This window comes from Bradyrhizobium sp. 27S5 (genome assembly GCF_037217225.1).
Taxonomy (GTDB): domain Bacteria; phylum Pseudomonadota; class Alphaproteobacteria; order Rhizobiales; family Xanthobacteraceae; genus Bradyrhizobium; species Bradyrhizobium septentrionale.
On the sequence record NZ_CP147714.1, the window covers coordinates 2,875,968 to 2,900,642 of the forward strand.

The following is a 24,675-nucleotide window of genomic DNA, read 5'->3' on the forward strand; positions in this document are numbered from 1 at the left end:
AAAGCTCGGGGGTAGGACCACAGGTGTAACCGGAGCAATCCGGCTTTCCCTGCGCGATGGGCTACGGCTTATACGTGCTCTCCCCGGCGAGACTGGGCTTGTTTGTCACCGCCTTCGCATCACGCCTTCGCGTATTGCGACGAGACACCTGCGCTAGAGCATTTTCCGACCGGAAAGAATCGGGTGGGGATTCCCAAAACGGCGCGAGTCAGATTCAAGCTGCATGCTGGCGAGGGAGGCCAGCATGTATGGCCAGGGCGCTTTCGGTTGATCTTCGCCAAAGGGTGGTAGCCGCGATTGACGGTGGCATGTCCTGTCGACAGGCTGCTGAGCGCTTTGGTGTCAGCGCGGCCAGTGCGATCCGCTGGCGCGGTCGCCTCAAGAAAGTTGGCGACATCGTTCCTAAACGCCAGGGCGGTGACCGCAAATCGCAGCGCATCGAAGCGCATTCGCAATTGATTCTGGAGGCGGTGACAGCGAGGCCGGATATCACGCTTGCCGAGTTGCGAGAACTGTTGAAACGTCGTGGAATATCGACTGGCATCGCGTCGCTCTGGCGTTTTTTCCAGCGCAGAAAGATCACACTTAAAAAAAGACAGCGCACGCCGCCGAGCAACGGCGCGGCGATATAAATGCCGCACGTGAGGAGTGGTTCGAAGGGCAAATCGACCTTGACCCTGAGCGTCTCGTCTTCATCGACGAAACCAGCGCCAACACCAAAATGGCGCGGCGTTACGGGCGCTCGCCACGCGGCGAGCGATGTCGTGCAGCTATCCCACACGGACATTGGAAGACGACGACGTTCACCGCTGGATTGCGCTCCGACGGTCTGATCGCGCCGCTTGTTCTGGACGGTCCAATGGATGGCGACGCTTTCCTGGCCTACGTCGAGCAATTGCTCGCCCCATCGCTGCGGCCGGGCGATACCGTTATCATGGACAACTTGCCCGCTCACAAGGTCCATGGCGTTCGAGAGGCCATCCAGGCGGTCGGAGCTAGCCTGCTCTATCTTCCGCCCTACAGTCCAGACTTCAACCCGATTGAAATGGCCTTCTCCAAACTGAAAGCGCTGTTGCGGGCCGCCGCAGCGCGCACCATGCCCGATCTCTGGCAAGCAATCGCCAACGCTCTCAAACGCTTCTCACCCGAGGAATGTCAAAATTATCTCGTCGCGGCTGGTTACGACGCAACGTGATCGGAAAACGCTCTAGGGCGTCAGGACCACACGACTTCACCGTCCGCCTGATGCGCACTCGTCAGTTGCGCGTTCGGCGTCCACCGCATCCCGCCGCACGTTCGTGACGATCGCGATACGCCCCTCATGTCGGGCGGGACGGCGGATTCATAGCCGTGAGTTGGGGTGTGCGTCAAGAAGATTTATGATAATCGGAAATCGGAAGGTTGGGCGGCGGTCACTCGCGGGGCGAGCACACAGGATGGACCGCCGGTTACTAATATCCGCAACACGTCGCGCCCGACCGTCCTGTTGGGAATCCGAGCTAACGCAACGAATGCTTCTCCAGGGCCACAGCAATCTTCTCCAGGACCGCGTTCCTGCGCTGCATTTCGGCGACCTGTTCTTCGCAAATCTCAATGACTGTCCGCCCGGACAACCGTCCGCGCGCACGCGTGCCTGTTCGGCAACAAAGTCATACCCCTACCGCCAGAAAGACAACAGCAGCGAGCCATGACAGTGCCCGACCCAGACCGGAGTCCGCGATAGCCCGACGGAAGTCGCCCTTGGATAGGTACGCACTGGCGCGATTGCTGTAGGCGTCCTTATCCGTCGGATCGAGCGCGATCATCTGGTCGTAGTCGGCGATGGCGCGGTCGAAGTCGCCCTTGGTTTGGTAAGCGTAGCCGCGGTTGAAGTAAGCATCCCTATATTTTGGATAGAGCGCGATCGCCTGACTACAGTCGGCGATGACGCGATCGAGGTCACCCTTCGCCCTGTACGCAAGGGAGCGGTTGTAGTAGGCGAGCACATATGTCGGATCGAGTTGGATCACCTGGTCGTAGTCGGCGATGGCGCGATCAAAGTCGCCTTTGGCCCAGTAGGCGTTGCCTCGTGCCGTGAGGGCGGCATTGTTGTTCGAATCCAGTTGGATACTGCTAGTATAGTCCGCGATGGCACGGTCGTTGTCACCCTTGGCTTGACAGGCGTAGCCGCGCTCGCCGTATCCGACCCGCTTTCCATAGTCCGACAGACCGCTTTCGAACGCCTGGTTGGCGTCCGTTATCGCGCGGTCGTAGTCGTGCCATTGGTTGTAGATATGCGACCGGTTGAGCAGTGTGCCAGCAGCTTTCGGATCAAGCCGGATCGCCTCAGTGTAGTCTTTGAAGGCCCGGTCGACACGATCTGCGAAGCTTGTCCACGACCAAGAGTAACCGCGCTGATGATACAAGCTGGACAAGTCGCGGTCATTGTAGTCTCCGCTCTGGATCGCGCGTGTACAGGCGGCGATAGTCGCGGCAGCGGTTTCCTTCGATCCTTTCAAGCACTCTTGTTGATCGTCGGCCGCGGCTGCCCGGCTGACGGCTGCGGCTGTTGCCAATGCCAAGGCAACTATCCAGACATGCGCGGAAATCCTCGAGCGCATACCCTTCCTCCCCCGATGCGCCAGTGTTTGAGCTAACCCGGAGACGGAGACAGTTCTTCCAGAGCCGCTGCGATCCTCTCCAACAAAGCATTCGTGCGCCGGGATTCGGCGACCTGTTGCTCACAGAGATCAACCCAACTCGTCCCGGATGACCCGCGCCAATTCCTGCGCGAGAGCCACAACCAGACGCCGATCAGCACCAAGAACGGTAACCAGGACACAATCAGACTAACCACCCAGGACGGCGAACCACCGCCCGGTGCATTGACGAGCGTGAACCATACGACGAGAGCACCGACGAGAATGATCCACAGAGCACCTAACAGAAATCGAAAGCGAGGCTTGGTCATTCCAGTCACGGTCGTCTCTCTTTGATTGATCCAAAGAAACGCTATGCTACCATTGGTTGATTGACCTTCCCATGCCTCACATATGCAGCCGTCGCAACGTGGTTAGCCGTTCCTTTGCGAGGTCCGCCACGAAAAGCTCGGTGCAAGCTGGCGCATTAGCGCGGGTCACGACTGCACGCCCACCTGCGAGACCTTTACACCTGCAAGGAGTGCGGCACGATCGAGCCAAAACGGAGAGAATGCGGACCCCGCGCCCGCACTCGGTTCGAGACCTGTTCGCGCTCACGCGCGCACGGCCTGCCGCGTCAGTTTCACCAGCTCCAGCAGCATGGCTTCGCCGGCATCGACGAGTTGCTCCAGCGTGATCTGTGATCTGCCTGATGCAGCCGTTCCGTCATGCGCAAGCGGCGGAACATGGATGAATTGCGCGAGGTACAGGCCATTGTTGCCGTTCACGGCCTCGATCGCGCGCCAGCTCAGATAGTTGCAGAGATAGCTGCCGGCGTCGCGCGACAGCCGTGCATCGATGCCGGTGGCCAGCGCGGCACGCAGCAGCTTTTCGCTGTGCGGCCCGAACATTTGCGCATCGGCGCCGCCCTCGATCGATCCCTTGCGGGCATGCTGGCGGCCGGCATCGGGAAATCTGGTCGTCACCGCGTTGCGGGCGCGGCTTTCGATCCGCAGGTATTCGGTGCGGCCGGCGAGGCCGAACATCAGGAGCGCCTGCGGGCGGTGCGTTGCGATCAGCTCCGGCAATTCGCGATCGACGGCAGCATAGGTGACGTGGAAGATGTGGCTCGTCAGCGCGACATCGTCGAACGCCGGCCGGCGCAGCGTGGTCAGCCGCTTGACCAGCGGCATGGTCGGGTTGAGCGGCGCACCCGGGAACGGCCCGAAGCCGGTGAGGAGGATGCGCAGCTTCTCGCTCAATGCAGCATCTCCGCGATCTGTTCGGCGGCGACCGCGGGCGAGATGCGGCCGGCGGCGACCTCGGCTTCCATCTTCTTCACCCTGGCGCGGATCGCAGCGTCCGCGCGCAGCCGCGCCATCATGCGGCCCTCCAGCATCGACCACATCCACTTCACCTGCTGCTCGCGGCGGCGGGCCTCGAATTCGCCGGAGGCGTTCATCGCGGTGCGGTGATCGAGGATCTTCTGCCAGAGCCGGTCGAGCCCGGCGCCGGTCAGCGCGGAATAGGTCTCCACCGGCGGATGCCAGTGCTCGGAGCGCGGCGCCAGGATGTGCAGCGCGCTGCGATAGTCGGCGGCGGCAAGGTTGGCGCGCTTGAGGTTGTCGCCATCGGCCTTGTTGATCGCGATCATGTCGGCGAGCTCGACCAGGCCCTTCTTGATGCCCTGCAGCTCGTCGCCGGCGCCCGGCAGCATCAGCGCCAGGAAGAAGTCGGTCATGTCGCAGACCGCGGTCTCGGACTGGCCGATGCCGACGGTCTCGACCAGCACGACGTCGAAGCCGGCGGCTTCGCACAACAGCATCGCCTCGCGGGTTTTCGCCGCGACGCCGCCGAGCGTGCCCGACGAGGGCGAGGGGCGGATGAAGGCCTGGTCGGAGACGGCGAGCCGCGCCATTCGCGTCTTGTCGCCGAGGATCGAGCCGCCGGTGCGCGCCGAGGACGGATCGACCGCCAGCACCGCGACCTTGTGGCCGCGCTCGATCAGGAACATGCCGAGCGCATCGATGGTGGTCGACTTGCCGACGCCGGGCGAGCCGGTGATGCCGACCCGCACCGCCTTGCCGGTGTCGGGCAGCAGCGCCTGCACCAGCTCGCGCGCCGCCGCCTGGTGGTCGCTGCGCCGGCTCTCGACCAGTGTAATCGCCCGCGCCAGCGCGGCGCGGTGGCCGGCGCGAAGGTCTTTGGCGAGGGCGCGGATGTCGGGGGAGGCAGGCTTCGACGCGGTCATGGCACTGGTTTACAACGGCTGGCCATTGCAGGCGAGGGGAACGCGGAGTGGCGCCAGCGAGGCTTGTTGATGACGCCTATTGCTGATCGTCCGCATCGCCCTTCGGCCGCGCGCCGGCAAAGATGCTGGCGCCTTCCGGCGTCAGATACGGCTTCAGCGTCTCCCACGGCACGAAGACGACATACTGGCCTTCGGCGTAGGGGCCGACCGCATAGGGCGGGTAGTGGAAGGTCAGGCCGGAGCTCTTTCCGGCTTCGGTCGACGGCGCCAGCGTCACGGCGCCGATCTTGAGCAGGGTCGGCTTCAGCTCCTTGTACCACTCGGCGGTGGCCGTCTCGCCGGCACCGCGCCGCTTCTTCTCGGCGTTCAGCGCCGAGACGATGGCCTTGCGCATCGCCGTCAGGGTCGGGCCGTTGTCTGCCGTCTCGGTGAAAAAGGGACGGATGCTGATGCGCTTCTTCGCCGTCGTATCCCACAGGATGGTGTTGACGTCGGTGTTCGGGTGCGCGCCGAGCGTGTCCATGTAGTCGTCGCGCAGCACGCTCACATAGCGGCCGTCGACGACGGAGCGCACGGAATATTTGCGTTCGAACGAATAGCCGCCGCGGTCCTTGAAGAGGTCAGGCTCATCCTTCCGCGCGGAAGCCGCCTCGGCGGCGTTCTTGTCGATCCACTTTTTGCCCTCGGCGAGACAATCGGCCGCCAGTGCTGGATCGGCCTTGATCTTGTCGTCGAGATAGACGTTGGCCTCGATGCTCGCGGTCTTGATCGTGGCGTCCGGCTTGGGATCGGCGGCGCGCGCGGGAAGCCAGAGGCAGGCCAGCAGGCTGGCAAGGCAAAGCAAGTGAACCGGCGTCACGAGCCGCGCGGCGCGCATGGAGAACTCCCTTCGGAGGGCAGGCAATCGCGTATAACGCTGGTGGGGTTCTGGAGCCACCAATTCCGCGTCGTCATGGCCGGGCTTGGCCCGGCCATCCACGTCTTTCTTCCGTTAGAACCAAAGACGTGGATGCCCGGGACAAGCCCGGGCATGACGAGTCTTGTGGACGGGGACGCGGCAGCGCTACTCCGCCGCCTCGCTGTGGCCGAGCCGCGCGTTGAGCTTGCGGATCAGCTCCTCTGCGGCATCGGAGATCACGGTGCCCGGCGGGAAGATTGCTTCAGCCCCGGCGGCGTAGAGCGCGTCGTAATCCTGCGGCGGCACCACGCCGCCGATGATGATCATGATGTCCTCGCGGCCGTGCTTCTTCAGCGCGGCCTTCAGTTCGGGTACTGCGGTGAGATGCGCCGCGGCGAGCGAGGAGACGCCGAGGATGTGGACGTCGTTCTCGACCGCCTGGCGGGCGGCTTCGTCGGCGGTTGCGAACAGCGGCCCGATATCGACGTCGAAGCCGACATCGGCAAAGGCGGATGCGATCACCTTCTGGCCGCGGTCATGACCGTCCTGGCCGATTTTTGCCACCAGGATGCGGGGACGCCGCCCTTCGGCCTCCTCGAAAGCGTCGATCAGGGCCTGCACTTTTTCGACCTTGTTGGACATCGCCGCTGCCTCTCGCTTGTAGACGCCGGTGATGGACTTGATCTCGGCGCGGTGGCGGCCGAACACCTTTTCCATTGCGTCCGAAATCTCGCCGACGGTGGCCTTGGCGCGCGCGGCGTCGATCGCCAGCGCCAGCAGATTGCCGTTGCCTTCGCCGGCCGAGCGGGTGAGCGCGGCGAGCGCCGCATCGACGTCCTTCTGGTTGCGCTCCTTCTTAAGCCGGCCGAGCTTGTCGATCTGCAAACGGCGCACGGTGGAGTTCTCCACCTTGAGCACGTCGATCGGCTTCTCGTTCTCCGGCTTGAACTTGTTGACGCCGATAACAGCTTGGCGGCCGGCATCGATCCGGGCCTGGGTCTTGGCGGAGGCTTCCTCGATCCGCAGTTTCGGCACACCGGCCTCGATCGCCTTGGCCATGCCGCCGAGTTCCTCGACCTCCTGGATGTGGCCCCAGGCCTTCTGCGCGAGATCGCGGGTCAGCCGCTCGACATAGTAGGAGCCGCCCCAGGGATCGATGATGCGGTTGGTGCCGCTTTCCTGCTGCAGGAACAGCTGGGTGTTGCGGGCGATGCGCGCCGAGAAATCGGTCGGCAGCGCTAAGGCCTCGTCGAGCGCATTGGTGTGCAGCGACTGGGTGTGGCCTTGCGTTGCCGCCATCGCCTCGATCGTGGTGCGCATCACATTGTTGAAGACGTCCTGCGCGGTCAGCGACCAGCCCGAGGTCTGGCAGTGCGTGCGCAAGCTGAGCGAGCGCGGGTCCTTCGGGTTGAACTGCTTGAGCAGCTTGGCCCACAACAGCCGCGCCGCGCGCATCTTGGCGACTTCCATGAAGAAGTTCATGCCGATCGCCCAGAAGAACGACAGCCGCGGCGCGAAGCGGTCGACGTCGAGACCCGCGGCAAGCCCGGCGCGCAGATATTCGACGCCGTCGGCCAGCGTATAGGCGAGCTCGAGGTCTTGCGTCGCGCCGGCTTCCTGCATGTGGTAGCCGGAGATCGAGATCGAATTGTATTTCGGCATCCGCTGCGAGGTGTAGGCGAAGATGTCGGAGATGATCCGCATCGATGGCGCCGGCGGATAGATGTAGGTGTTGCGCACCATGAACTCTTTCAGAATGTCGTTCTGAATGGTGCCCGACAGTTTTTCCGGCGGCACGCCCTGTTCCTCGGCCGCGGCAACGAACAACGCGAGGATCGGCAGCACCGCGCCGTTCATGGTCATCGACACGCTCATCTGGTCGAGCGGGATGCCGGCGAACAGCGTGCGCATGTCGTATATGGAATCGATCGCGACACCGGCCATGCCGACGTCGCCGGAGACGCGCGGATGATCCGAGTCATAGCCACGGTGGGTGGCGAGGTCGAACGCGACCGACAGGCCCTTCTGTCCCGCGGCAAGGTTGCGGCGATAGAAGGCGTTGGAATCCTCCGCCGTGGAGAAGCCGGCATATTGCCTGATGGTCCAAGGCTGGTTGACATACATGGTCGGGTAGGGGCCGCGCAGATAGGGCGCGATGCCGGGCCAGGTCTCGAGGAAATCGATGCCTTCGAGGTCGGCCTCGCTGTAGGCGGATTTCACCGGAATGCCCTCCGGCGTCAGCCACGGCTCGGCGTTTCCGGCCGGTGCACCTGCGGCGACGGGCTGGAACGCGACATCAGCGAAATTGGGAATCCGGGTCATTCCTTGCAGTCCTCAAACTCTCGGCTTCGCTCGATCAACCTTTGCAGGTTCTGCTTGTAGACGGGATCGCGGAATCCTGGATTCCGTTCAACCCTGTCCTTGAACCTCTCTTCGTCCTTGAACCTCTCTTCGTCGGTCACATCTTCGCTCAATTTCGTCGGAGGTCTATCTTGCTATCGAACCGCAAGAAAGACCCCAATATCAACCCGACAAGTTCTAAGGCAGAGTCTATCATCGTTTGCTCACGCGCAACCTGCCTCTCAATCATGGTCCGGATGCTGGTGGCTGGTGATGGTCGCCATCTTCTCCGGTCCATAGTTCTGCATCGTGGTCTGGCTCGGCAGATTGGCGATGCCGACCACCCAGCCGTGCCGGGACTCGGTTCCGAATTGCTGCGTCGGGATCACCCGGTCGGGCCGGTCGAAGGTGCCGGTCATGATCTCGATGCGGGGACCGTCGATCCGGCGGAAGCTGAGCGGCGTGCCGCAGGCGGCGCAGAAGTCGCGCTCGGCGATCGAGGAGGATTTGAACGCCGCCGGCTTGCCGCGGGTCCAGGTGAAGTTCTCACGCTCGATATCGGCGAAGGAAGCGAACGGCGCGCCGGAGGCCTTCTGGCACATCCGGCAGTGACAGATGCTGATCTTGGCCGGGACGCCCGTGACCGCAAAGCGGACGGCGCCGCACTGGCAACCGCCGGTCAGGACGTGTGTCGATGGTGCTTCTGCCGTCATGCCTGCTCCATCCGCCGATAGGCCTCGCGCAACGTCGCCAGCGCATCACCGCCGGCGAACACGAACTCGCCGATGCCGGCGGCCCGCAGCGCCGCTTCCTGGTCGCCGGGCCGCCCTGCCAGATAGATATGCCTTGCTCCGGCGCCTTGAAGGGCCTTGGCGGCGTCAGCGGCGCTCGTGGCATAGACCTTGTCCGAGGAACAAATGCACGCCATCGCGGCGCCCGAGGCCTTGAAGGCCGCGGCAAGCGCCGCCGCATCGGCAAAGCCCTCGCTGTCGACGGCCTCGATCCCGCCGGTCTCGAAGAAGCTTTTTGCGAACGTCGCGCGCGCGGTGAAATCAGCTGCTGTGCCGAGATTGCCGAGAAAGACCTTCGGCCGGGCGCCGCGCCCCTTCAGTGCGGCGTCCGACTTGTCGCGCAGCGCCTCGAACGGTTCGGCAAGCCGCATCGGCGCGAGCGCATCGAACTTGATCTTGGCATCGACCTTGGCAGCCAGCGCTGCCGGTTTCACATCCAGCACCGCGATGTCGGCCTCGTGCAGGTTGGGGAATTCGCTGGCGCCGGTCAGCACGTCGCGGCGCTTCGCCACATTGGCTTCGCGCTGGGCCCGCGTCGCGGCGACCTTGTTCTGCAGCAGCCCCTGCTGGAGTGCAGGGAAGATGCGGCCGGCCTTTTCGATCTCCTGGAACAGCGTCCACGCCGCCTCGCAAAGCTGCGCGGTCAACGTCTCGATGCTGCCCGAACCCGCCGCGGGGTCGGAGACTTTTGCAAGGTTGGATTCCTCGAGCAGCACGAGCTGCGTGTTGCGCGCCACGCGCCGGGCGAAATCATCCGGCAGGCCGAGCGCCAGCGTATGCGGCAGCACGGTGATCGCGTTGGCGCCGCCGAGGCCAGCGGCAAAGGTCGCCATGGTGGCGCGCAGCAGGTTCACATTGGGGTCGCGCTGGGTCAGCATCCGCCAGGCCGTCTGCGCGTTGACGAAGATCGGCTTCGGCTTAAGACCGCAGGCCTCTTCGATCCTTGCCCAAAGGCGTCGCAGCGCGCGGAATTTCGCCATGGTCAGGAACTGGTCGGCGTCGGCGCTGAGGCGGAACGAGACGCCCGCGCGCGCCGCATCGAGATCGATCCCGGCGGCCTCCAGCATGCGCAGATAGGCGAGGCCCAGCGCGAGCGTGAAGGCCAGTTCCTGCACCTCCGAGCCGCCGGCATCATGCACCGGCCGGCCATCGGCCAGCACGAACGGCCCCTTGAAGCCGCGCTTGATCAGCCCGTTGACCACCTGGCCGAACGGCTTTTCGTAGTCGGCCCAGGCGCTGGGCGCGGCACCGCGCACCGCAACCGTGCTGAGCGCCTGGTAATTGAAATGAAGATCGAGCTTGGCCGGATCGAGCTTGCGGGCCTCGACCATGTCGGCAAAGGTCTCGCCGGCGTTCTCGCGCCCGAGCACCGGGTTGAGCGCGATCATGATGCCGGCGTCGAGATGGATGCCGCCGCAGGCCCGCGCCAGCGTCTTCTTGCTGGCATCGGCAAGACCGAAGCCGCGCGTGCCGGGACCGCCGGCGAACTCGAATTCCAGGCCGGTCGCCCCGTTCTCGAGATCCTCCAGTGCCTGCGCATTGGCCTGCGCGGCATCGGGATGGTCGACCCGCTGCAGGATCTGCCAGGGGGCCGCAGCGGCGCGGCCGGGAAGCGGGCTTAAGTTGGTGGCGCGGCGGTAGATCGGATCGATCTTGAGCCCATCATAGGTCTTGCCGACCAGCTTCTCGAACGGGGCGCCCTTCAGCACGCCGTCGACCAGCTTGCGCCAGTCGTCGTAGGTGGCCGATGCAAAATCCGAAGCCAGAGGCAAGTCGTCAGTCGAGGTCGTCATCCGCCCAGAATATCCTTCACCGGCCCCACGAGGGGTCCCTTGATTTGGCCGGAAATTGCCACGGGCGGGCGGCCAAGCCAAACGGTTGTTTGCGGTGGGTCGGCTTTAATCGAGGTCCGCTAGACGGAAAATACCGTCGGCGGAGACCTTTTCCAGCGCGTCCGCGACGCGGCGGCCGGCGATGACGCGGTCCGGAACGATCTCGGCCAGCGGCACCAGCACGAAGGCGCGCTCGAACAGGCGCGGGTGCGGCAGCGTCAGTTCCGGCTTGTTCAGCGTGACGTCGTCATAGGCGATCAGGTCGAGGTCGAGGGTGCGCGGGCCCCAGCGCTGCTCGTTCTTGCGGTCGCGGCCGAATTTGGTTTCGATCTTGTGCAGCGTGAACAGCAGCGCATGCGGATCGAGGCTGGTCTCGATCTCGATGCAGGCATTGATGAAGCTGTCCTGCTGCTGATCGCCCCAGGGCGGCGTCGAATAATCCGACGAGCGCGCCAACAGCGCCGCCTGCGTCATGCCGCAGATATTTGCGATCGCCTTGCGAAACGTGGTGCGGACGTCGCCGACATTGCCGCCGAGTGCGATCAGGACGTCAGCCATCGGGGGTCACCCATGGGGCGGTGAATGCGGCGCTGGATGGCGCGAGCGGGTCAGCACCACGCCGACATCGTCGAAGATCGCGGCGATCGGCGCATGCGGCTTGTGCACGGTGACCTTGACCGCCCTGACGCGCGGGAAGGTGACCAGGATGTCGTCGGCCACCGCGCCGGCGGCGCGCTCGAGCAGCTTGTAGTTGGTGTTCTTGAATGCCGACGTCGCGGTCGCCACCACGTTGGAATAGGAGACCGTGTCGGAGAGGCGGTCGGTGCGCGAGGATTCCGAGAGGTCGGTGTAGAGCTCGAGATCGATCACGAAGCGCTGCCCGACCTCGGTCTCATGTTCCATCACGCCATGGCGGGCATGGATGACGATCCCGGTAATGAAGATCGTGTCGGTCATTGCTGTCCCTTGATTGCTGCGGCCACCCGCAGCGCCTGAACGGTTTCCGCGACGTCATGCGCGCGGATGATGCGGGCGCCATTCTGCACGGCGATCAGGTGCGCGGCGATCGAGCCGCCGATCCGCTGTTGCGGCTCCGCAGGCACGACCGTGCTGATGAAGCGCTTGCGCGAGGCGCCGACCAGCACCGGCAGGCCGAAGCAGTCGAGCTCGGCGAGCCGCGCCAGCGCCATCATGCTCTGCTCCGGCGTCTTGCCGAAGCCGATCCCGGGATCGAGCACGATCCGGTCGTCGGCAATGCCGGTGCGCGCGGCAATCTCGAGCGAGCGCTCGAAGAAGGCGGTGATATCGCGCATGATGTCGATCGCCGGATCGGCCTGCTCGCGATTGTGCATGATGATCACGGGCACGCCGCGCGCGGCGACCATTGACGCCATGCCGGCATCGCGCTGCAGGCCCCAGACGTCGTTGGCGATCGCAGCGCCCTGATCGAGCGCCCAGGCCACGACCTCCGATTTCATGCTGTCGATCGAGACCGGCACGCCGAGCGCGATCACCTCGGCCAGCACCGGCTTCAGCCGCGCCATCTCGGCATCGGCGGAGACCGGCTGCGAGCCGTAGGGACGGGTGGATTCCGCGCCGATGTCGATGATGTCGGCGCCCTCGGTGACCAGCCTGCGGGCCTGCGCCAGCGCCTGCTCGGGTGCGACGAACTGTCCGCCATCGGAGAATGAATCCGGCGTCACGTTCAGGATGCCCATCACGGCCGGATAGGGCATCGACAATAGCGCCGGCAGCACCGCTGATACGGCCGTGCCGGCCCCCGCCGATGCTATGGGCTTGGTCGCCATCATGCGGTGGCTTTGCGCTGACGACAGCGGCAAGTCAAGATGTCGCAGGGATGCGTGGGCGCCGGCGGCCGCTGAGTGCCTTTAAGGAAGGCTAATAGATCACCCTAATAGGTGATTTTGGGAGGCAGCTTGCGTGCCTGCTCGATCAGCAACTCGACCGATTTCTCCGACGGCATCAACCGGACGAGCTTCCGCCGCACATTGGCGTCCTTCATGCTCTGCGCCAGCCGCGACGGGTTGCGGTGGGCGAGCTCGCGCACCGTGGTGACGCCGGCGGCGCGGACCAGCCCGACCTTCGCCTTGCCCATGCCGGGAATCCGCATGTAGTCGGAGATGTTGGCCCACTCGAGCAGTTGCTGTTCGCTGATCCCGGTCTTGGCGGACAGCTCCTTGCGTCCCTTGACGGTGCGGGCGGCTTCAAGCAGCGCTTCGGTCGTGCGGATACCCTGCGATTTCAGTTTGTTGGCGCAATAGGCGGACAGGCCTTCGATCTCGGAGAGGGGGTATGTCATGATACTCGTATGCAGGTAGAAGGGAGCGCACGCGCAAAAGGCGTTGGGAAAATGCTTCAGGCGAACTGGCTGAGGCCCGGCGTCCCCGAGATGATCTCGCCCATTTGATCCGCTCCGATTTTGTCGCGGCCAAACCTAAAAAGTTCACGCGCGACGTTCTGTATCTCACTCATGCTCAATCCGAGCGCCATCAGCCGGGTGCCGACGGCCATCAGCCCGCCACCCATCAACCGCGATAGACCACCGCTGGTGTTAGCGCTGGCGATTGCCGCTTCGGCGCCGGGGATTTGGTCGATCAGAGCCTGGACCTTGTCGGAAGGTCCCTCGTTACGGAGGAAACCCAGAACGATGCCGATGGTTTTTTCAGCGACAGCACCATCGATGCCGGCCTTCGCGGCCAGCCGTCCAACCAATTCGTCCATATTGCCCCGCCTCAACCGGCTTTAGCCGGATCGTTCTTGAGGATTTATCTTGAGCGCCTGTGTCACGAAATTCAAGCGATCCGCGCATTTCAGTTCGTTTTCTTTTTCGATCGCGCCGTGACTGTTGCCTCGCTGCAAGAGTGAGCGGCGGATTCACACTATCTTGTCGCAATGCGCAATGCCTTTCGTCACTTGGCCGGGAATAAAGTATGAGGAACTGGTGAAGCGCCAATCTACGTCGGCACGCGTCGATGGTTTCAATCGACCTGCAAGATGCAATATGATGGCGTAGGTTCGACACATCGAACCGATCTAATCCGCGCGAAGAGGCGAAGCGATGGCGACCTCCGACAACAAATTGGCCGATACGGACGAGAAGATTTTTATCGGCAAGGGCGAGGAGACGGCGTGGCTGACGCTGGCGCTGGCCAACCGGCATGGCCTTGTCACCGGCGCAACCGGAACCGGCAAGACCGTCTCGCTGCAAGTCATGGCCGAAGGATTTGCACGCGCCGGCGTTCCGGTTTTCGCAGCCGATATCAAGGGCGATCTCTCCGGTATCTCCGAAGCCGGCGAGGCCAAGGACTTCATCGTCAAACGCGCCAAGGACATGGGGCTGACGTTCCAGCCGGATCAGTTCTCGACCGTGTTCTGGGACGTGTTCGGCGAGCAGGGCCATCCGGTGCGCGCCACCGTCACCGAAATGGGGCCGCTGTTGCTGTCGCGGATGCTCGACCTGAACGACGTGCAGGAGGGCGTGCTCAATGTCGCCTTCCGTGTCGCCGATGAGAACGGCCTCACGTTGATAGACATGAAGGATCTGCGTGCGCTTCTGGATGCGATCGCGCCCAACGGCAGCAAGAAAGCGGCCGACGACGAGGAAGATCCGCTGGCGCCGATCCGCAAGGCGGCCCAGGGCTACGGCAACGTCTCCAAGGCGACGGTCGGAACGATCCAGCGTCAGCTCCTGGTGCTCGAGAACCAGGGCGGCGCGAAGTTCTTCGGCGAGCCGGCGCTGACGCTGAAGGATTTCATGCGCACCGACCGCGACGGCCGCGGCATGGTTAACATTCTCGTTGCCGACAAGCTGATGCAGAGCCCGCGGCTTTACGCCACGTTCCTGCTCTGGATGCTGTCGGAATTGTTCGAGGAATTGCCGGAGGCGGGCGACCTGCCGAAGCCGAAGCTGGTGTTCTTCTTCGACGAGGCGCATCTGTTGTTCACCGACGCGCCGAAGGCGCTGATGGACAAGATCGAGCAGGTGGTGCGGCTGATCCGCTCCAAGGGGGTCGGCGTCTATTTCGTCACGCAGAATCCGATCGACGTGCCGGACAAGGTGCTGGCGCAGCTCGGCAACCGTGTGCAGCACGCGCTGCGGGCCTTCACGCCGCGCGACCAGAAGGCGGTCGCCGCGGCCGCCCAGACCTTCCGGCCCAATCCGAAGCTCGACACCGCGCGGGTGATCATGGAGCTCGCCAAGGGCGAGGCGCTGGTGTCGTTCCTCGAAGGCGGCGGCACGCCGTCGATGGTCGAGCGCATCATGGTGCGGCCGCCGTCGGCGCGGATCGGGCCGATCACGCCCGAGGAGCGCAAGGCGATCATGGATGCGAGCCCGGTCAAGGGCAAATACGACACCGCTGTTGACGCCGAATCCGCCTACGAGATCATCCAGAAGCGGCTGTCCGGGGCGGCGGCAGCGCCGGCGGATGGCGGCGGCGAGGGTGGCGGCATCCTCGGCCAGATCGGCTCGATCGCGGCCACGATCTTCGGCACCAACGTCAAGCGCGGCCGGCTCTCGACCGGGCAGGTGATCGCGCGCAACGTCACGCGCTCGGTGACCGACAAGGTGATCGGCGGTGTGGTTGCCGATCTCGGCAAATCGGTCGGCGGTTCGGTTGGCGGCTCGATCGGCCGTGCCCTGGTGCGCGGCGCGCTCGGCGGAATTCTGCGCCGATAGCGTCGCGCCGCTCCGCGTGGGGCGGGCGAGCGGCTTTGCCTCCGCCGGCCGGCGCGCTACAAGTTGGCGCAACGTCCAACCAATAGGATATCCGCGATGTCCAATGCCAAGCTGCAGCCCGTCCTCGACCGCATCGACGCCGATTTCGACAACAGTCTGGAGCGGCTGTTCACGCTCCTGCGGATCAAATCGATCTCGGCCGATCCGGCCTTCGCCAATGACTGCAAGGCGGCCGCCGATCATCTCGCCAAGGATATCGCAACCCTCGGCTTCAAGACCGAGGTGCGGCCGACGGCGGGCCATCCGGCCGTGGTCGGGAAGCTGAACGGTTCGACCGACGGCCGTCCGCATGTGCTGTTCTACGGCCATTACGACGTGCAGCCGGTCGATCCCTTGAATCTCTGGCACCGTCCGCCGTTCGAGCCTGTGGTGACCGACCATGCCGACGGGCGCAAGATCATCGTTGCGCGCGGTGCCGAGGACGACAAGGGACAGCTGATGACCTTCGTCGAGGCCTGCCGCGCCTGGAAGAACGTGACGGGATCGCTGCCGGTCGACATCACCATCGTCATCGAGGGCGAGGAGGAGATCGGCTCGAAGAATTTCGTGCCGTTCCTGGAGGCCAACAAGGATGACCTGAAGGCCGACTTCGCACTGGTCTGCGACACCGGCATGTGGGACCCCAACACGCCGGCGATCACGACGTCGCTGCGCGGCCTGGTCTATGACGAGGTCAAGATCAAGGCCGCCAATCGCGACCTGCATTCCGGCGTGTTCGGCGGCGGTGCGCAGAACCCGATCCGCGTGCTGACGCGGATCCTCGGCGGCCTGCATGACGAGAACGGCCACATCACCATCCCCGGCTTCTATGATGGGGTGAAGGATCTGCCGCCGGACATTCTGGCGCAGTGGAAGCAGCTCAATCTGACGCCGGACAGCTTCCTCAAGCCGATCGGCCTCTCGCTGCCGGCCGGCGAAAAGGACCGGCTCCTGATCGAGCAGGTGTCCTCGCGGCCGACCTGCGACATCAACGGCATCGTCGGCGGTTACACCGGCGAGGGCTCGAAGACGGTGATCCCGGCCGAGGCGTCGGCGAAGGTCTCGTTCCGCCTGGTCGAGGGACAGAATCCCGAGAAGATCCGCCAGGCATTCCGCGATTACGTGAAGGCGCGCGTGCCGGCGGACTGCAAGGCCGAGTTCACCGATCATTCCTCTGCGCCGGCGATCGCGCTCGACTGGAACATGAAGCCGCTCGCGGCCGCCCGCCGCGCGCTGACCGATGAATGGGGCAAGGAGGCGCTGCTGGTCGGCTCCGGCGCCTCGATCCCGATCGTCGCAGACTTCAAGCGCACGCTCGGTCTCGACAGCGTGCTGGTCGGCTTCGGGCTCGACGACGACAACATCCATTCGCCGAACGAGAAGTACGACCTCAAGAGCTACCACAAGGGCATCCGCTCCTGGGCGCGGATTCTGGCGGCGTTCGCCGACGCCAAATAGCGCGAGGCACCCTGAACGTAAAAACGCCGCCCGGAATTGGGCGGCGTTTTGATTCTGAACGTGCAGAGGGTGTTGCCGAATATTCTACCCGAAGATTGTGAAATTTCAATCGCGGTAGCCGGGGTTCACCCGGTCGAGCTTGCGCAGCAGCGGCGGCCAGACCAACTGGGTCGAGCGCAGTTCGGCACGGTCCGGGTTGGACAAGAGCTCGGTGTTCTTGTCGATCGCCTCCGCCTCGACCGGATAGGCGATCGGGCCGAGTGCGCGGGTCGCCACCTGCATCGAGCAGGCGCGCTCCAGATGGTACATCCGCTCGAAGGCCGATGCGACAGAGCGGCCGACCGTCAGCGTGCCGTGATTGCGCAGCAACATGTGGTTCTTGCCGCCGAGGTCGCGCTGCAGGCGCGGGCGCTCGTCGTGATCGAGCGCGATGCCTTCATAGTCGTGATAGGCGAGGTCGTGGGTGACGAGCTGCGCGGTCTGGTTCAGCGGCAGCAGTCCCTCCGGGCTCGACGATACCGCGGTGCCGTCGACGGTGTGCAGATGGAGCACGCAGCCGGCGTCCTCGCGCACCTCGTGGATCGCCGAATGGATGGTGAAACCGGCCGGGTTGATGCTGTAGTCGCTCTGCGAGAGCTGGTTGCCATCGAGGTCGACCTTGACCAGGCTGGAGGCGGTGATCTCGTCGAACATCAGCCCGTAGGGGTTGATCAGGAAGTGATGCTCGGGTCCGGGCACGCGGGCCGAGATGTGGGTATCGACCAGATCATCCCAGCCGTAGAGCGCGACCAGCCGGTAGCAGGCGGCGAGATTGATCCGCTGTTGCCACTCCGCGTCCGTCATGCCGGACGGAATTTCCTTCAAGCGTGCTTCGGCCGGCGACATGGGTGGGGTCTCCCGTGAATATTGGTTGTCCGGGAAGGATAGCTCCGTGTGCTTCCCCCAGCAAGGCACGGGCGGGGTGGCAGTCATGCGTCGGCGGCGTTTCGCGCGGAATGTGCGAGATTGTTGACGAAGTTCGCCAGCATGTTCGCGCCGATCACCGTAGCGATCTCGACGATCTCGGCGTCGCCGAATCCCGCGTCGCGGACGGCCGCGAATTCCACGGCATCGACACCGCCGCGCGCAGCGATCACGGCCTTGGTGAACCGCAAGACCGCGGCCGCAGCCCGGTCCCGCGAGCCGAATGCTGTTGCCGCATCGAGCTCCTGATCGCTGACGTCGGCGCAACGCGCAAGGTGGCGGTGGTTGACAAGGCAGGAGTTGCAACCGTTTGTGTTGGCGACCGCAATGGCGATCCGTTCGCGCAAGGCTGCCGGCAGCACTCCGCCCTTCAAGGCGGCGCGCAGTGCGAGGTAGCCGTGCAGGGCCGCCCGCGAATGCGAGAGCACGCGCATCAAGTCAGGCACGAAACCCAACTCCCGCTCGATCGCCGCAATGGATATTGCGCTGTCGCCCGTCAGTCTCTCGATAGCGAGGGGCTTCAGATCAGACATTGTGCTGCTCCCGCGCAACGGGGGCCGTCTGGTCGACGGCCCCCGGATCATCGTCAACTGGCCGGCGGCTTGCAGGCCGAGCAGCCCTCGACGATGAAGGACCGGAAGTTCGAGGCTTTGTCGCGGATCGCCGCGAGCTCCGCTTGCTCGGGCGCATCGTGCCAGGCCTGCGCCTTCGCCAGGCTGTCGAAGAGATAGATCGTAATACGATGCGGCAGCGGAGTTCCGGCGACGGCTTCGGCCTTCCCGCCGCGCGCCAGGAAGCGGCCGCCGAATTTGTCGATCAGTTCGCCCTGCCGCTTGGCGTAAGTGGCAAAGCCTGCCTGATCGGTCACGTCGACCTCGTTGACGACATAGGCGGGCGCAGAAGCCGTGCCTTGTGCGTGCAGGCCGGACAACGCGAGGAAGCCGAGGCTCACGGCCGCGGAAGTGACGCACGCGAATTTCGAAGTCGGTGTCATGGCGGTCTCCGTCGAGAGGGGCGAGCATGTTGGTGCTCAACGGCCGTCACCTTGGTACGACAGGGCTATAATCAGAATGGCGAAATATCGCATAGGGGTATAATAATATCTGATGGTTGGGAAACTCACGGATTGGGAACAGCGCATCGGCCGCCGGCTTCGGCTGCGCGACCTGCATGTGCTGGCGTCGGTCACCAAGCTTGGCAGCATGGCGAAGGCGGCTGCGGAGCTTCGGCTCACCCAGCCGGCGATCTCGCAGGCCATCGCGGATCTCGAAGCCGCGCTCGGTGTCCGCTTGCTCGACCGTTCACCGCGCGGTGTGTCGCCGACCGCCTATGGCGAGGCGCTGCTCCGGCGCGGCACCGAGGCGTTCGACGCGCTGGCGCAGGGAATCAAGGACATCGAGTTTCTGTCCGATCCCGGCAAGGGCGAGGTATGGGTCGGAACGTCGGAATCCTATATCTCCGGCGGGCTTCTTTCGGCCGTCATTGCCGGACTCGCCGCGCAATATCCACGCATTGTCGTTCACGTCCTCGAGGCGAATACGGCTGCGATGGAATTTCGCGAGTTGCGCGAGCGCAAGGTCGACATGATGCTTGGTCGTATCTCCGGCCCGGTGCGCGACGACGATCTGAAGGTCGACGTTCTCTATGACGAGCCAATCGTGGTTGCCGCCGGCACGAACCATCGTCTCGCCCGGCGCAGGCAGCTCACCCTCGGGGATCTGACCGATGAATCCTGGATTCTTGCGCCGCCGGGTACGGCGGTGCGCGACCTCGTGAGCGGCGCGTTCAGCGCGCAGGGACTTCCGGTGCCGCGATTGGGCGTCACGACCTATTCGATGCAGTTGCGCATGCAACTGATGGCGACCGGTCAGTATCTTACACCGGTGCCGGCTTCATTGCTGCAGTTCAATGCCGAACGCTGGTCGCTAACGGGCTTGCCGGTGTCGCTCGGAAAGCCCTTGCCGGTCGCCATCGTTACGTTGAAGCACCGGCTGCTTCATCCGGCTGCGCAACTGCTGATCGAGCAGGCGCGGAAGGCGACGGCTTCGAAGGCCGGCACGACAAAACGTGCCACGCGAGGCTAGAGCATTTTCGGTTGCGATTGAATCAGAACCGAAGCTCTAGCTTTTTGTTTTGATGCGTTTTCTTCACGCGAACTTCGCTCGAAGACGCTCCAGGCGGTCCTGGTATCGCGCGCTACGGCGCCGGGATCGCCAGCAGGCTCGAGATGCTGCGGCCGCGGATGTCGTAGACGCGGGCGAACACGACGTCGTCGCGCTTGATCTCGACCATCACAGGGGCGGTGAGGCCCTTGCAGTAGAATTCGCCGAGCGTCATGGCGAAGTCGGCGGCATTGCTGTCCCAGCCGATCGTGAAGTCGGGCCCGAGCGCGACCTGCGCGGGGCGCTGCGGTCCGCACACAGCGACCTTCCACTTGCGATGCTGCGGCGGCACTTCCTGCCGCTCCGCCAGCTGCTCACGCAGCCCGTCCGACGCCTGCTTCAGCGCCAGGCCCCAATAGTCCAGCATGAAGAAGTTGTCCGCGGTCCGCACCGTGCCGGCGATGTGGTTGAAGTGCGTGTACTGATAGGGATGCAGGCGGATCATTTCGCTGAACGGCAGCAGCAGGCCGAACGCGAACACGGCGAGCGCCGCAGGCTGCCAGGCGCGGCGGTTCTCGCCGAGCCAATCCATGCCGCGGGCGAATGCGACGCCGGCGAGCACCGCCATCGGCGGGATCACGAAGATGAAATGGCGGATGCCGTTGTAGAGCGCCGGCCGCTTCACCATCGCGATCACCAGCGGCAGCGTCGCCGCCAGCGTCAGCATCAGCATGATCGACTTGCGCTTCGCCGGCACCTCGGTGCGCGACAGTGACATGAAGGTGATGACGATGGCTGCGGTCAGCAGCACCAGCAGCACTTCGGGCAGTTGCAGCGCGAACAGGGTGGGCAGATAGGACCACGGCATGTCCGGCACCGACACCAGCGCGCCGTCGAACATCTCCTTCCACGGCTTCTCGAAGAAGTGCGAGAAATAGGTCACCGCTTCGAACGGATGCCCGGGCTCCATGATCGACCACGGCCAGATCAGGCCCATCACGAGATAGCCGAACACAAGCCCCGGCAGCAGCACATAGATGACATGGGCAAAGCGATGGGTGGCCTCGCGCGCGCCCTGCTTGCGGAGTTCCTCGATCCACAGCGGAGCGAAGCCGACGACGGCGTAGATCAATGCGAGCCCGCCGAGGACGCGGCAGCCGATCGACAGGCCGGCCCCTAAGCCCACGATCAGGATCGTGCGCGGCGAGGGCGCCGGATATTCTTCCATCAGGCGGACGAGGCCCATGATCAGGATCACCATCGCCACGGCGAACGGCGCATCCTTCGGATTCATGAACATGTGGCCGTAGAAGGTCGGGCACAGCGCCAGCAGCAAGAGCGCCGCCAGTCCCGCCAGCGGACCACCGACGCGGCGCGCCAGGCGCCAGGTGACCGCAAGGCCGATCACGCCGACGATCGCGCCGAGCAGGCGGCGTGTCTCGAACAGTTTGAGCGGGATGATCTTGTGCAGCAGGGCAGCTGCCATATCGAAGCCGCCGCCGTACATATAGAGGTTGGCAAACGACAGCGCGCCGGTGTCCTTGAACCCGGACCCGTACATGCGCAGCAGCAGGTCGGCGTATTCAGCGTGGGTGTAATCGTCCCAGCCCAGGCCGTAATCGCGGAATGTGAGACCGGCGACCACGGCGACCACGCCGAGGACGAGGAATGCGAGATCGTCGCAGGTCTTCTCCATCGAGCGCCGCGCAGGCGCCTCGAATGCAGACGTCGTAATCGATGACATAGCTAGTGGTACCGGCGTGCCTGTGGCCCTGTTTGGCGCTTTAGGGCCTCATTCCCCGGCATCCATAGCGCAGTTCCGTTTCCAAGTAATTGGTAATTGTGGCGTAATTTCCCAGATGCATTGCAATATATTGGCAGCAATTCGTCGTCAGTAAATTTACGGGAGCTGTGCTGCGGCGCAGTCGTTGGGAGCGCGATCTGCCGCGCGGAGCGCCGGTTAAGCGGGATGTTAGGGAACTCTGCCTACAATTGGCGGTTGGCGGTGTGGGCACTATGACGGTATCGTGGCGTCGGTGGCTCGCGCCGATTTTCGGTCGGGTCTCCCGGGGGTTAGTTCGATGAAGGTTGGTCTGTTGGTCGTCGGTGCGGGCCTGGTTTTGGCAGGCTTGGCGGCGGTCGGCTTGGGAATCCAGGACAAGGAGTTCAGCTTCGGCAGCACCATGATCCTGGTCGGCGTGACCGGTGTATGCTCGGGCGCGATCGTCCTGGGCCTCGCCGCGGTCGTACGCGAGCTCCAGGCCATGGGCGGACGGCTCGACGCGGTTGTTGCCACGGGTATCCGGTCCGGGGGCCCGTCGCCGTCTGCAACTTCCCCGCGCAACGCTCCCGACGATCCGGTGTTCCCGCCGCCGCGTGAGCCAAAGGTCGCGGCGCCTCCGCCGCTCGCTCCATCGGTCCAGCCATCCGCGCCCGCGGCGCCACCGCCCTGGCACGACGAAATCCCCCAGCGTGGCGCGTCTGGCGAGCTGCCGCCGCCGGGCGCAACGCCCACCGACGGCGAAGGGCCGCCCAAGCGGCGCAACCTGCTGTTCTCGTCCTCGCGGAAGGAGCGCGACAGGACCCAGGGGCGCGCTGCCGAGCCGCTCACGCCGGATCTGTTGTCGCCGGAACTGCGTCCAAATCCTTCCGCTGCGGCCGAGGCTGCGCCGGCAACCTTCGACGATGCCTGGCCGAAGGCCGAGCGACCGAGATCGGTCGATGTCGCCCCGCGGCGCACGCCCCGGCCGTCAACCTTCGGCGAGACCCAGTCGGCCGCCGCCGCGCCGTCGCCGTCGCCGTCATCAGGCCATCCGCCGGCGCCGCAGGAGCAGCCCCCGGTCACCGTGCTCAAATCGGGCGTCGTCGACGGCATGGCCTATTCGCTCTATTCGGACGGATCGATCGAAGCGCAGATGCCCGAGGGCATGATGCGGTTCGCCTCGATCGACGAGCTCAGGTCGCATCTCGAGCAGCGGCCGTAGATCCGCGCCAATACTTGCGAGCCGCCGGCGCGAAGCCTAAAATTCGGCCGTTCTTGTCAGGCTTGCTGCAATCCGCTCATATTCGCCAAGTAGTACGCGATTTCATTTATGTATTGCTGCACATGGATACTGTCCGGTGGGCGCCGGGCCGTCGCTAGCACGGGGAAGATTGAGCCATGTCCGATATCTCAGGCAAAACGCCGGTCGAGCTGACCGCAAACATCGTTTCGGCCTATCTCAGCAACAATCCGACGCCGGCCTCGGATATTCCGAACCTGATCAGCCAGGTCCACGCCGCCTTGCTGCGGGTGTCGAGCGGGCGCAGCGACACGCCGAGCGAGCCGGCCAGGCCTGCGGTGTCGATGAAGAAGTCGATCACGCCGGAATATCTGGTGTGTCTCGAAGACGGCAAGCGCTTCAAGTCGCTCAAGCGCCATCTGCGCACCCAGTACAACATGACGCCGGAGCAATATCGCGACAAATGGGGGCTGCCGGCGGATTATCCGATGGTGGCGCCGAACTACGCGGTGGCGCGATCGCAACTCGCCAAGAAGATGGGACTGGGCCAGCAGACCCGGAAGCGGAAGTAGGGGTTTACGCGGCGGACGCCAGCGCCTCGCGCGCATCGTTGCGGATGCGATCGACCATCGAGCGGAGACCGTTGGAACGCTGCGGCGTCAGATGGTCGCGGAAGCCGAACTCGTCGAACAGCGCGAGCGCATCGGTGGCGAGGATGTCCTTCGGCGTCTGCCCGGAAAACAGCGTCAGCACGATCGCGACCAGGCCGCGCACGATGTGGGCATCGCTGTCGCCGACATAGATCAGGCGGGGTTCGCCATGGGCATCGCCCTCGACCCGTTTCGACAGCCAGACCTGGCTGACGCAGCCCTGCACCTTGTTCTCGGCCGAGTGCTCCGCTTCCGACAATGGCTCGAGCGTGCGGCCGAGCTCGATGACGTAGCGGTAGCGGTCGTCCCACTCGTCCAGCAGCGCAAAATTGTCCCTGATTTCGTCGATCGTCGTCATCGTGGCCCGCGTCCTATGCTTAACGGCTTATATAGGGAAGGCGGGCCGCGAAAGCGACGAAAATGGAACCGGTTCCGCGGCTATTATTGTTTCGACGCGTTTTCTTCACGCGAACCGGCACTCACTTCGCTCGAAAACGCTCTCATTTTGCGCCTACGGCGTCGGCGGCAGGCGGAATTCGATCGTCTGATCGTCCGCGGTCAGCGTGTCGCGGGATGCGGCAAGGGCTGACGCGGTATCGTCGCCGCCGATCGAGCCGGTGTGGTCCGGCGGCTTCTTGTCGGTGATGATCTGGTAGAGCTTGCGCGCGCCGTCGGTTGCGCGCTGACCGATCGCGGTCGCGGCCTGGCCGCCGACTTCGCAGGCGGAAGGCTGGCGCTTGCAGAACTGACCCATGTCGTTGATCGTCGCCGTCGCGGCCGACACCGCGTCCGACGCGTTGATCTGCGGCACCTTGTCCGCTTCGGGTGTTTTGTCTCTCGGCAGCAGCACGAGCACAAGCCCGAGCCAGAATGCCAAACGCAGCAGGAAGAACATGGCGCGATCCCGGTCGTCTATCTTGTCTTTTGCTTCTTGCGCGGTCGATGCCGCTATTGCCCTCAGGCTTAGCAGCGGTCGATAAACCGGAAGTATCCGCATTGAAGTAAATCCGCCCAAAAATCGCGGAAAATCCG

The 24,675-nt window shown here is 64.3% G+C and carries 24 protein-coding genes; 6 read left to right on the forward strand and 18 right to left on the reverse strand.

Translation table 11 applies throughout. From position 1 onward, the window contains the following. Window positions 1-248: 248 nt before the first annotated feature. Window positions 249-1,195 (forward strand): IS630 family transposase gene (locus tag WDM24_RS13365; RefSeq protein ID WP_166081867.1). Its coding sequence is split into 2 segments (ribosomal slippage): window positions 249-588 and window positions 588-1,195, totalling 948 coding nucleotides; the frame shifts between segments, so codons are not numbered across the junction. Window positions 1,196-1,649: 454 nt separating this feature from the next. Here the strand turns inward: WDM24_RS13365 and WDM24_RS13370 are convergent. From WDM24_RS13370 to WDM24_RS13425, 12 genes are all read right to left on the reverse strand, one after another. After that, on the reverse strand, window positions 1,650-2,600 hold the full coding sequence (locus WDM24_RS13370; RefSeq protein ID WP_338831562.1) for a tetratricopeptide repeat protein: 951 nt from the start codon (window positions 2,598-2,600) through the stop codon (window positions 1,650-1,652). Between the two features lie 632 nt (window positions 2,601-3,232). After that, window positions 3,233-3,880, reverse strand: coding sequence for a pyroglutamyl-peptidase I (locus WDM24_RS13375; RefSeq protein WP_338698508.1), 648 nt, complete (start codon window positions 3,878-3,880; stop codon window positions 3,233-3,235). Further along, window positions 3,877-4,869, reverse strand: a complete 993-nt coding sequence (gene meaB, locus WDM24_RS13380; protein WP_338831564.1) for a methylmalonyl Co-A mutase-associated GTPase MeaB — start codon at window positions 4,867-4,869, stop codon at window positions 3,877-3,879. The genes WDM24_RS13375 and meaB overlap by 4 nt, the downstream gene beginning before the upstream one ends. Before the next feature lie 76 nt (window positions 4,870-4,945). Next, window positions 4,946-5,746, reverse strand: a complete 801-nt coding sequence (locus WDM24_RS13385) for an RsiV family protein (RefSeq protein ID WP_338831565.1) — start codon at window positions 5,744-5,746, stop codon at window positions 4,946-4,948. 186 nt (window positions 5,747-5,932) lie between these two features. Further along, a complete protein-coding gene (gene scpA / locus WDM24_RS13390; protein ID WP_338831566.1) occupies window positions 5,933-8,089 on the reverse strand; it encodes a methylmalonyl-CoA mutase in 2,157 nt (718 codons plus the stop codon). Window positions 8,090-8,349: 260 nt separating this feature from the next. Beyond that, complete coding sequence (locus WDM24_RS13395; RefSeq protein WP_029082078.1) at window positions 8,350-8,820, reverse strand: GFA family protein; 471 nt, start codon at window positions 8,818-8,820, stop codon at window positions 8,350-8,352. Beyond that, a complete protein-coding gene (locus WDM24_RS13400; RefSeq protein WP_338831567.1) occupies window positions 8,817-10,691 on the reverse strand; it encodes a methylmalonyl-CoA mutase family protein in 1,875 nt (624 codons plus the stop codon). The genes WDM24_RS13395 and WDM24_RS13400 overlap by 4 nt, the downstream gene beginning before the upstream one ends. A gap of 105 nt (window positions 10,692-10,796) precedes the next feature. Continuing rightward, window positions 10,797-11,288: a 2-amino-4-hydroxy-6-hydroxymethyldihydropteridine diphosphokinase gene (gene folK, locus WDM24_RS13405; RefSeq protein WP_338831568.1), complete on the reverse strand. Its 492-nt coding sequence runs from the start codon at window positions 11,286-11,288 to the stop codon at window positions 10,797-10,799. Between the two features lie 6 nt (window positions 11,289-11,294). Continuing rightward, complete coding sequence (gene folB, locus WDM24_RS13410) at window positions 11,295-11,687, reverse strand: dihydroneopterin aldolase (protein WP_166293682.1); 393 nt, start codon at window positions 11,685-11,687, stop codon at window positions 11,295-11,297. Next, complete coding sequence (gene folP / locus WDM24_RS13415) at window positions 11,684-12,541, reverse strand: dihydropteroate synthase (RefSeq protein ID WP_166293684.1); 858 nt, start codon at window positions 12,539-12,541, stop codon at window positions 11,684-11,686. Before folP ends, folB begins: the two co-directional genes overlap by 4 nt. Before the next feature lie 101 nt (window positions 12,542-12,642). Continuing rightward, on the reverse strand, window positions 12,643-13,050 hold the full coding sequence (locus tag WDM24_RS13420) for a DUF4332 domain-containing protein (protein WP_338831569.1): 408 nt from the start codon (window positions 13,048-13,050) through the stop codon (window positions 12,643-12,645). A gap of 56 nt (window positions 13,051-13,106) precedes the next feature. Beyond that, window positions 13,107-13,472, reverse strand: coding sequence for a DUF2267 domain-containing protein (locus tag WDM24_RS13425; RefSeq protein WP_338698525.1), 366 nt, complete (start codon window positions 13,470-13,472; stop codon window positions 13,107-13,109). A 337-nt stretch (window positions 13,473-13,809) separates the two neighbouring features. On the opposite strand from WDM24_RS13425, the gene WDM24_RS13430 reads away from it, so the two are divergent. Beyond that, window positions 13,810-15,429 carry a helicase HerA-like domain-containing protein gene (locus WDM24_RS13430; protein WP_338831570.1) on the forward strand — a complete coding sequence of 540 codons (1,620 nt, stop codon included), beginning with the start codon at window positions 13,810-13,812 and terminating at the stop codon, window positions 15,427-15,429. 96 nt (window positions 15,430-15,525) lie between these two features. Beyond that, on the forward strand, window positions 15,526-16,926 hold the full coding sequence (locus WDM24_RS13435) for a M20/M25/M40 family metallo-hydrolase (RefSeq protein ID WP_338831571.1): 1,401 nt from the start codon (window positions 15,526-15,528) through the stop codon (window positions 16,924-16,926). A gap of 105 nt (window positions 16,927-17,031) precedes the next feature. Here the strand turns inward: WDM24_RS13435 and WDM24_RS13440 are convergent, their stop codons facing one another. The 3 genes from WDM24_RS13440 to WDM24_RS13450 all read right to left on the reverse strand — a co-directional run bounded on the left by WDM24_RS13440 (window position 17,032) and on the right by WDM24_RS13450 (window position 18,883). After that, on the reverse strand, window positions 17,032-17,811 hold the full coding sequence (locus WDM24_RS13440; protein WP_166203759.1) for a class II aldolase/adducin family protein: 780 nt from the start codon (window positions 17,809-17,811) through the stop codon (window positions 17,032-17,034). An 83-nt stretch (window positions 17,812-17,894) separates the two neighbouring features. Continuing rightward, window positions 17,895-18,473 carry a carboxymuconolactone decarboxylase family protein gene (locus tag WDM24_RS13445; protein ID WP_338832383.1) on the reverse strand — a complete coding sequence of 193 codons (579 nt, stop codon included), beginning with the start codon at window positions 18,471-18,473 and terminating at the stop codon, window positions 17,895-17,897. 2 nt (window positions 18,474-18,475) lie between these two features. After that, window positions 18,476-18,883, reverse strand: a complete 408-nt coding sequence (locus WDM24_RS13450) for a DUF1330 domain-containing protein (protein WP_166203761.1) — start codon at window positions 18,881-18,883, stop codon at window positions 18,476-18,478. A gap of 112 nt (window positions 18,884-18,995) precedes the next feature. Between WDM24_RS13450 and WDM24_RS13455 the strand changes: the two genes are divergently transcribed. After that, on the forward strand, window positions 18,996-19,973 hold the full coding sequence (locus tag WDM24_RS13455) for a LysR family transcriptional regulator (RefSeq protein ID WP_338831572.1): 978 nt from the start codon (window positions 18,996-18,998) through the stop codon (window positions 19,971-19,973). 112 nt (window positions 19,974-20,085) lie between these two features. Here the strand turns inward: WDM24_RS13455 and WDM24_RS13460 are convergent, their stop codons facing one another. Then, window positions 20,086-21,735: a glycosyltransferase family 39 protein gene (locus tag WDM24_RS13460; protein ID WP_338831573.1), complete on the reverse strand. Its 1,650-nt coding sequence runs from the start codon at window positions 21,733-21,735 to the stop codon at window positions 20,086-20,088. 337 nt (window positions 21,736-22,072) lie between these two features. On the opposite strand from WDM24_RS13460, the gene WDM24_RS13465 reads away from it, so the two are divergent. After that, the gene (locus WDM24_RS13465) at window positions 22,073-22,975 is read left to right on the forward strand and encodes a DUF308 domain-containing protein (protein WP_338831574.1); all 903 of its coding nucleotides are present in this window, start codon (window positions 22,073-22,075) and stop codon (window positions 22,973-22,975) included. Between the two features lie 176 nt (window positions 22,976-23,151). After that, the gene (locus tag WDM24_RS13470) at window positions 23,152-23,565 is read left to right on the forward strand and encodes a MucR family transcriptional regulator (protein ID WP_166293705.1); all 414 of its coding nucleotides are present in this window, start codon (window positions 23,152-23,154) and stop codon (window positions 23,563-23,565) included. Window positions 23,566-23,569: 4 nt separating this feature from the next. On the opposite strand, the gene WDM24_RS13475 is transcribed toward WDM24_RS13470, so the two are convergent. Further along, window positions 23,570-24,001, reverse strand: coding sequence for a SufE family protein (locus WDM24_RS13475; RefSeq protein ID WP_338698541.1), 432 nt, complete (start codon window positions 23,999-24,001; stop codon window positions 23,570-23,572). Between the two features lie 153 nt (window positions 24,002-24,154). Next, window positions 24,155-24,538, reverse strand: a complete 384-nt coding sequence (locus tag WDM24_RS13480; RefSeq protein ID WP_166215313.1) for a DUF5330 domain-containing protein — start codon at window positions 24,536-24,538, stop codon at window positions 24,155-24,157. Between the last annotated feature and the right edge of the window lie 137 nt (window positions 24,539-24,675).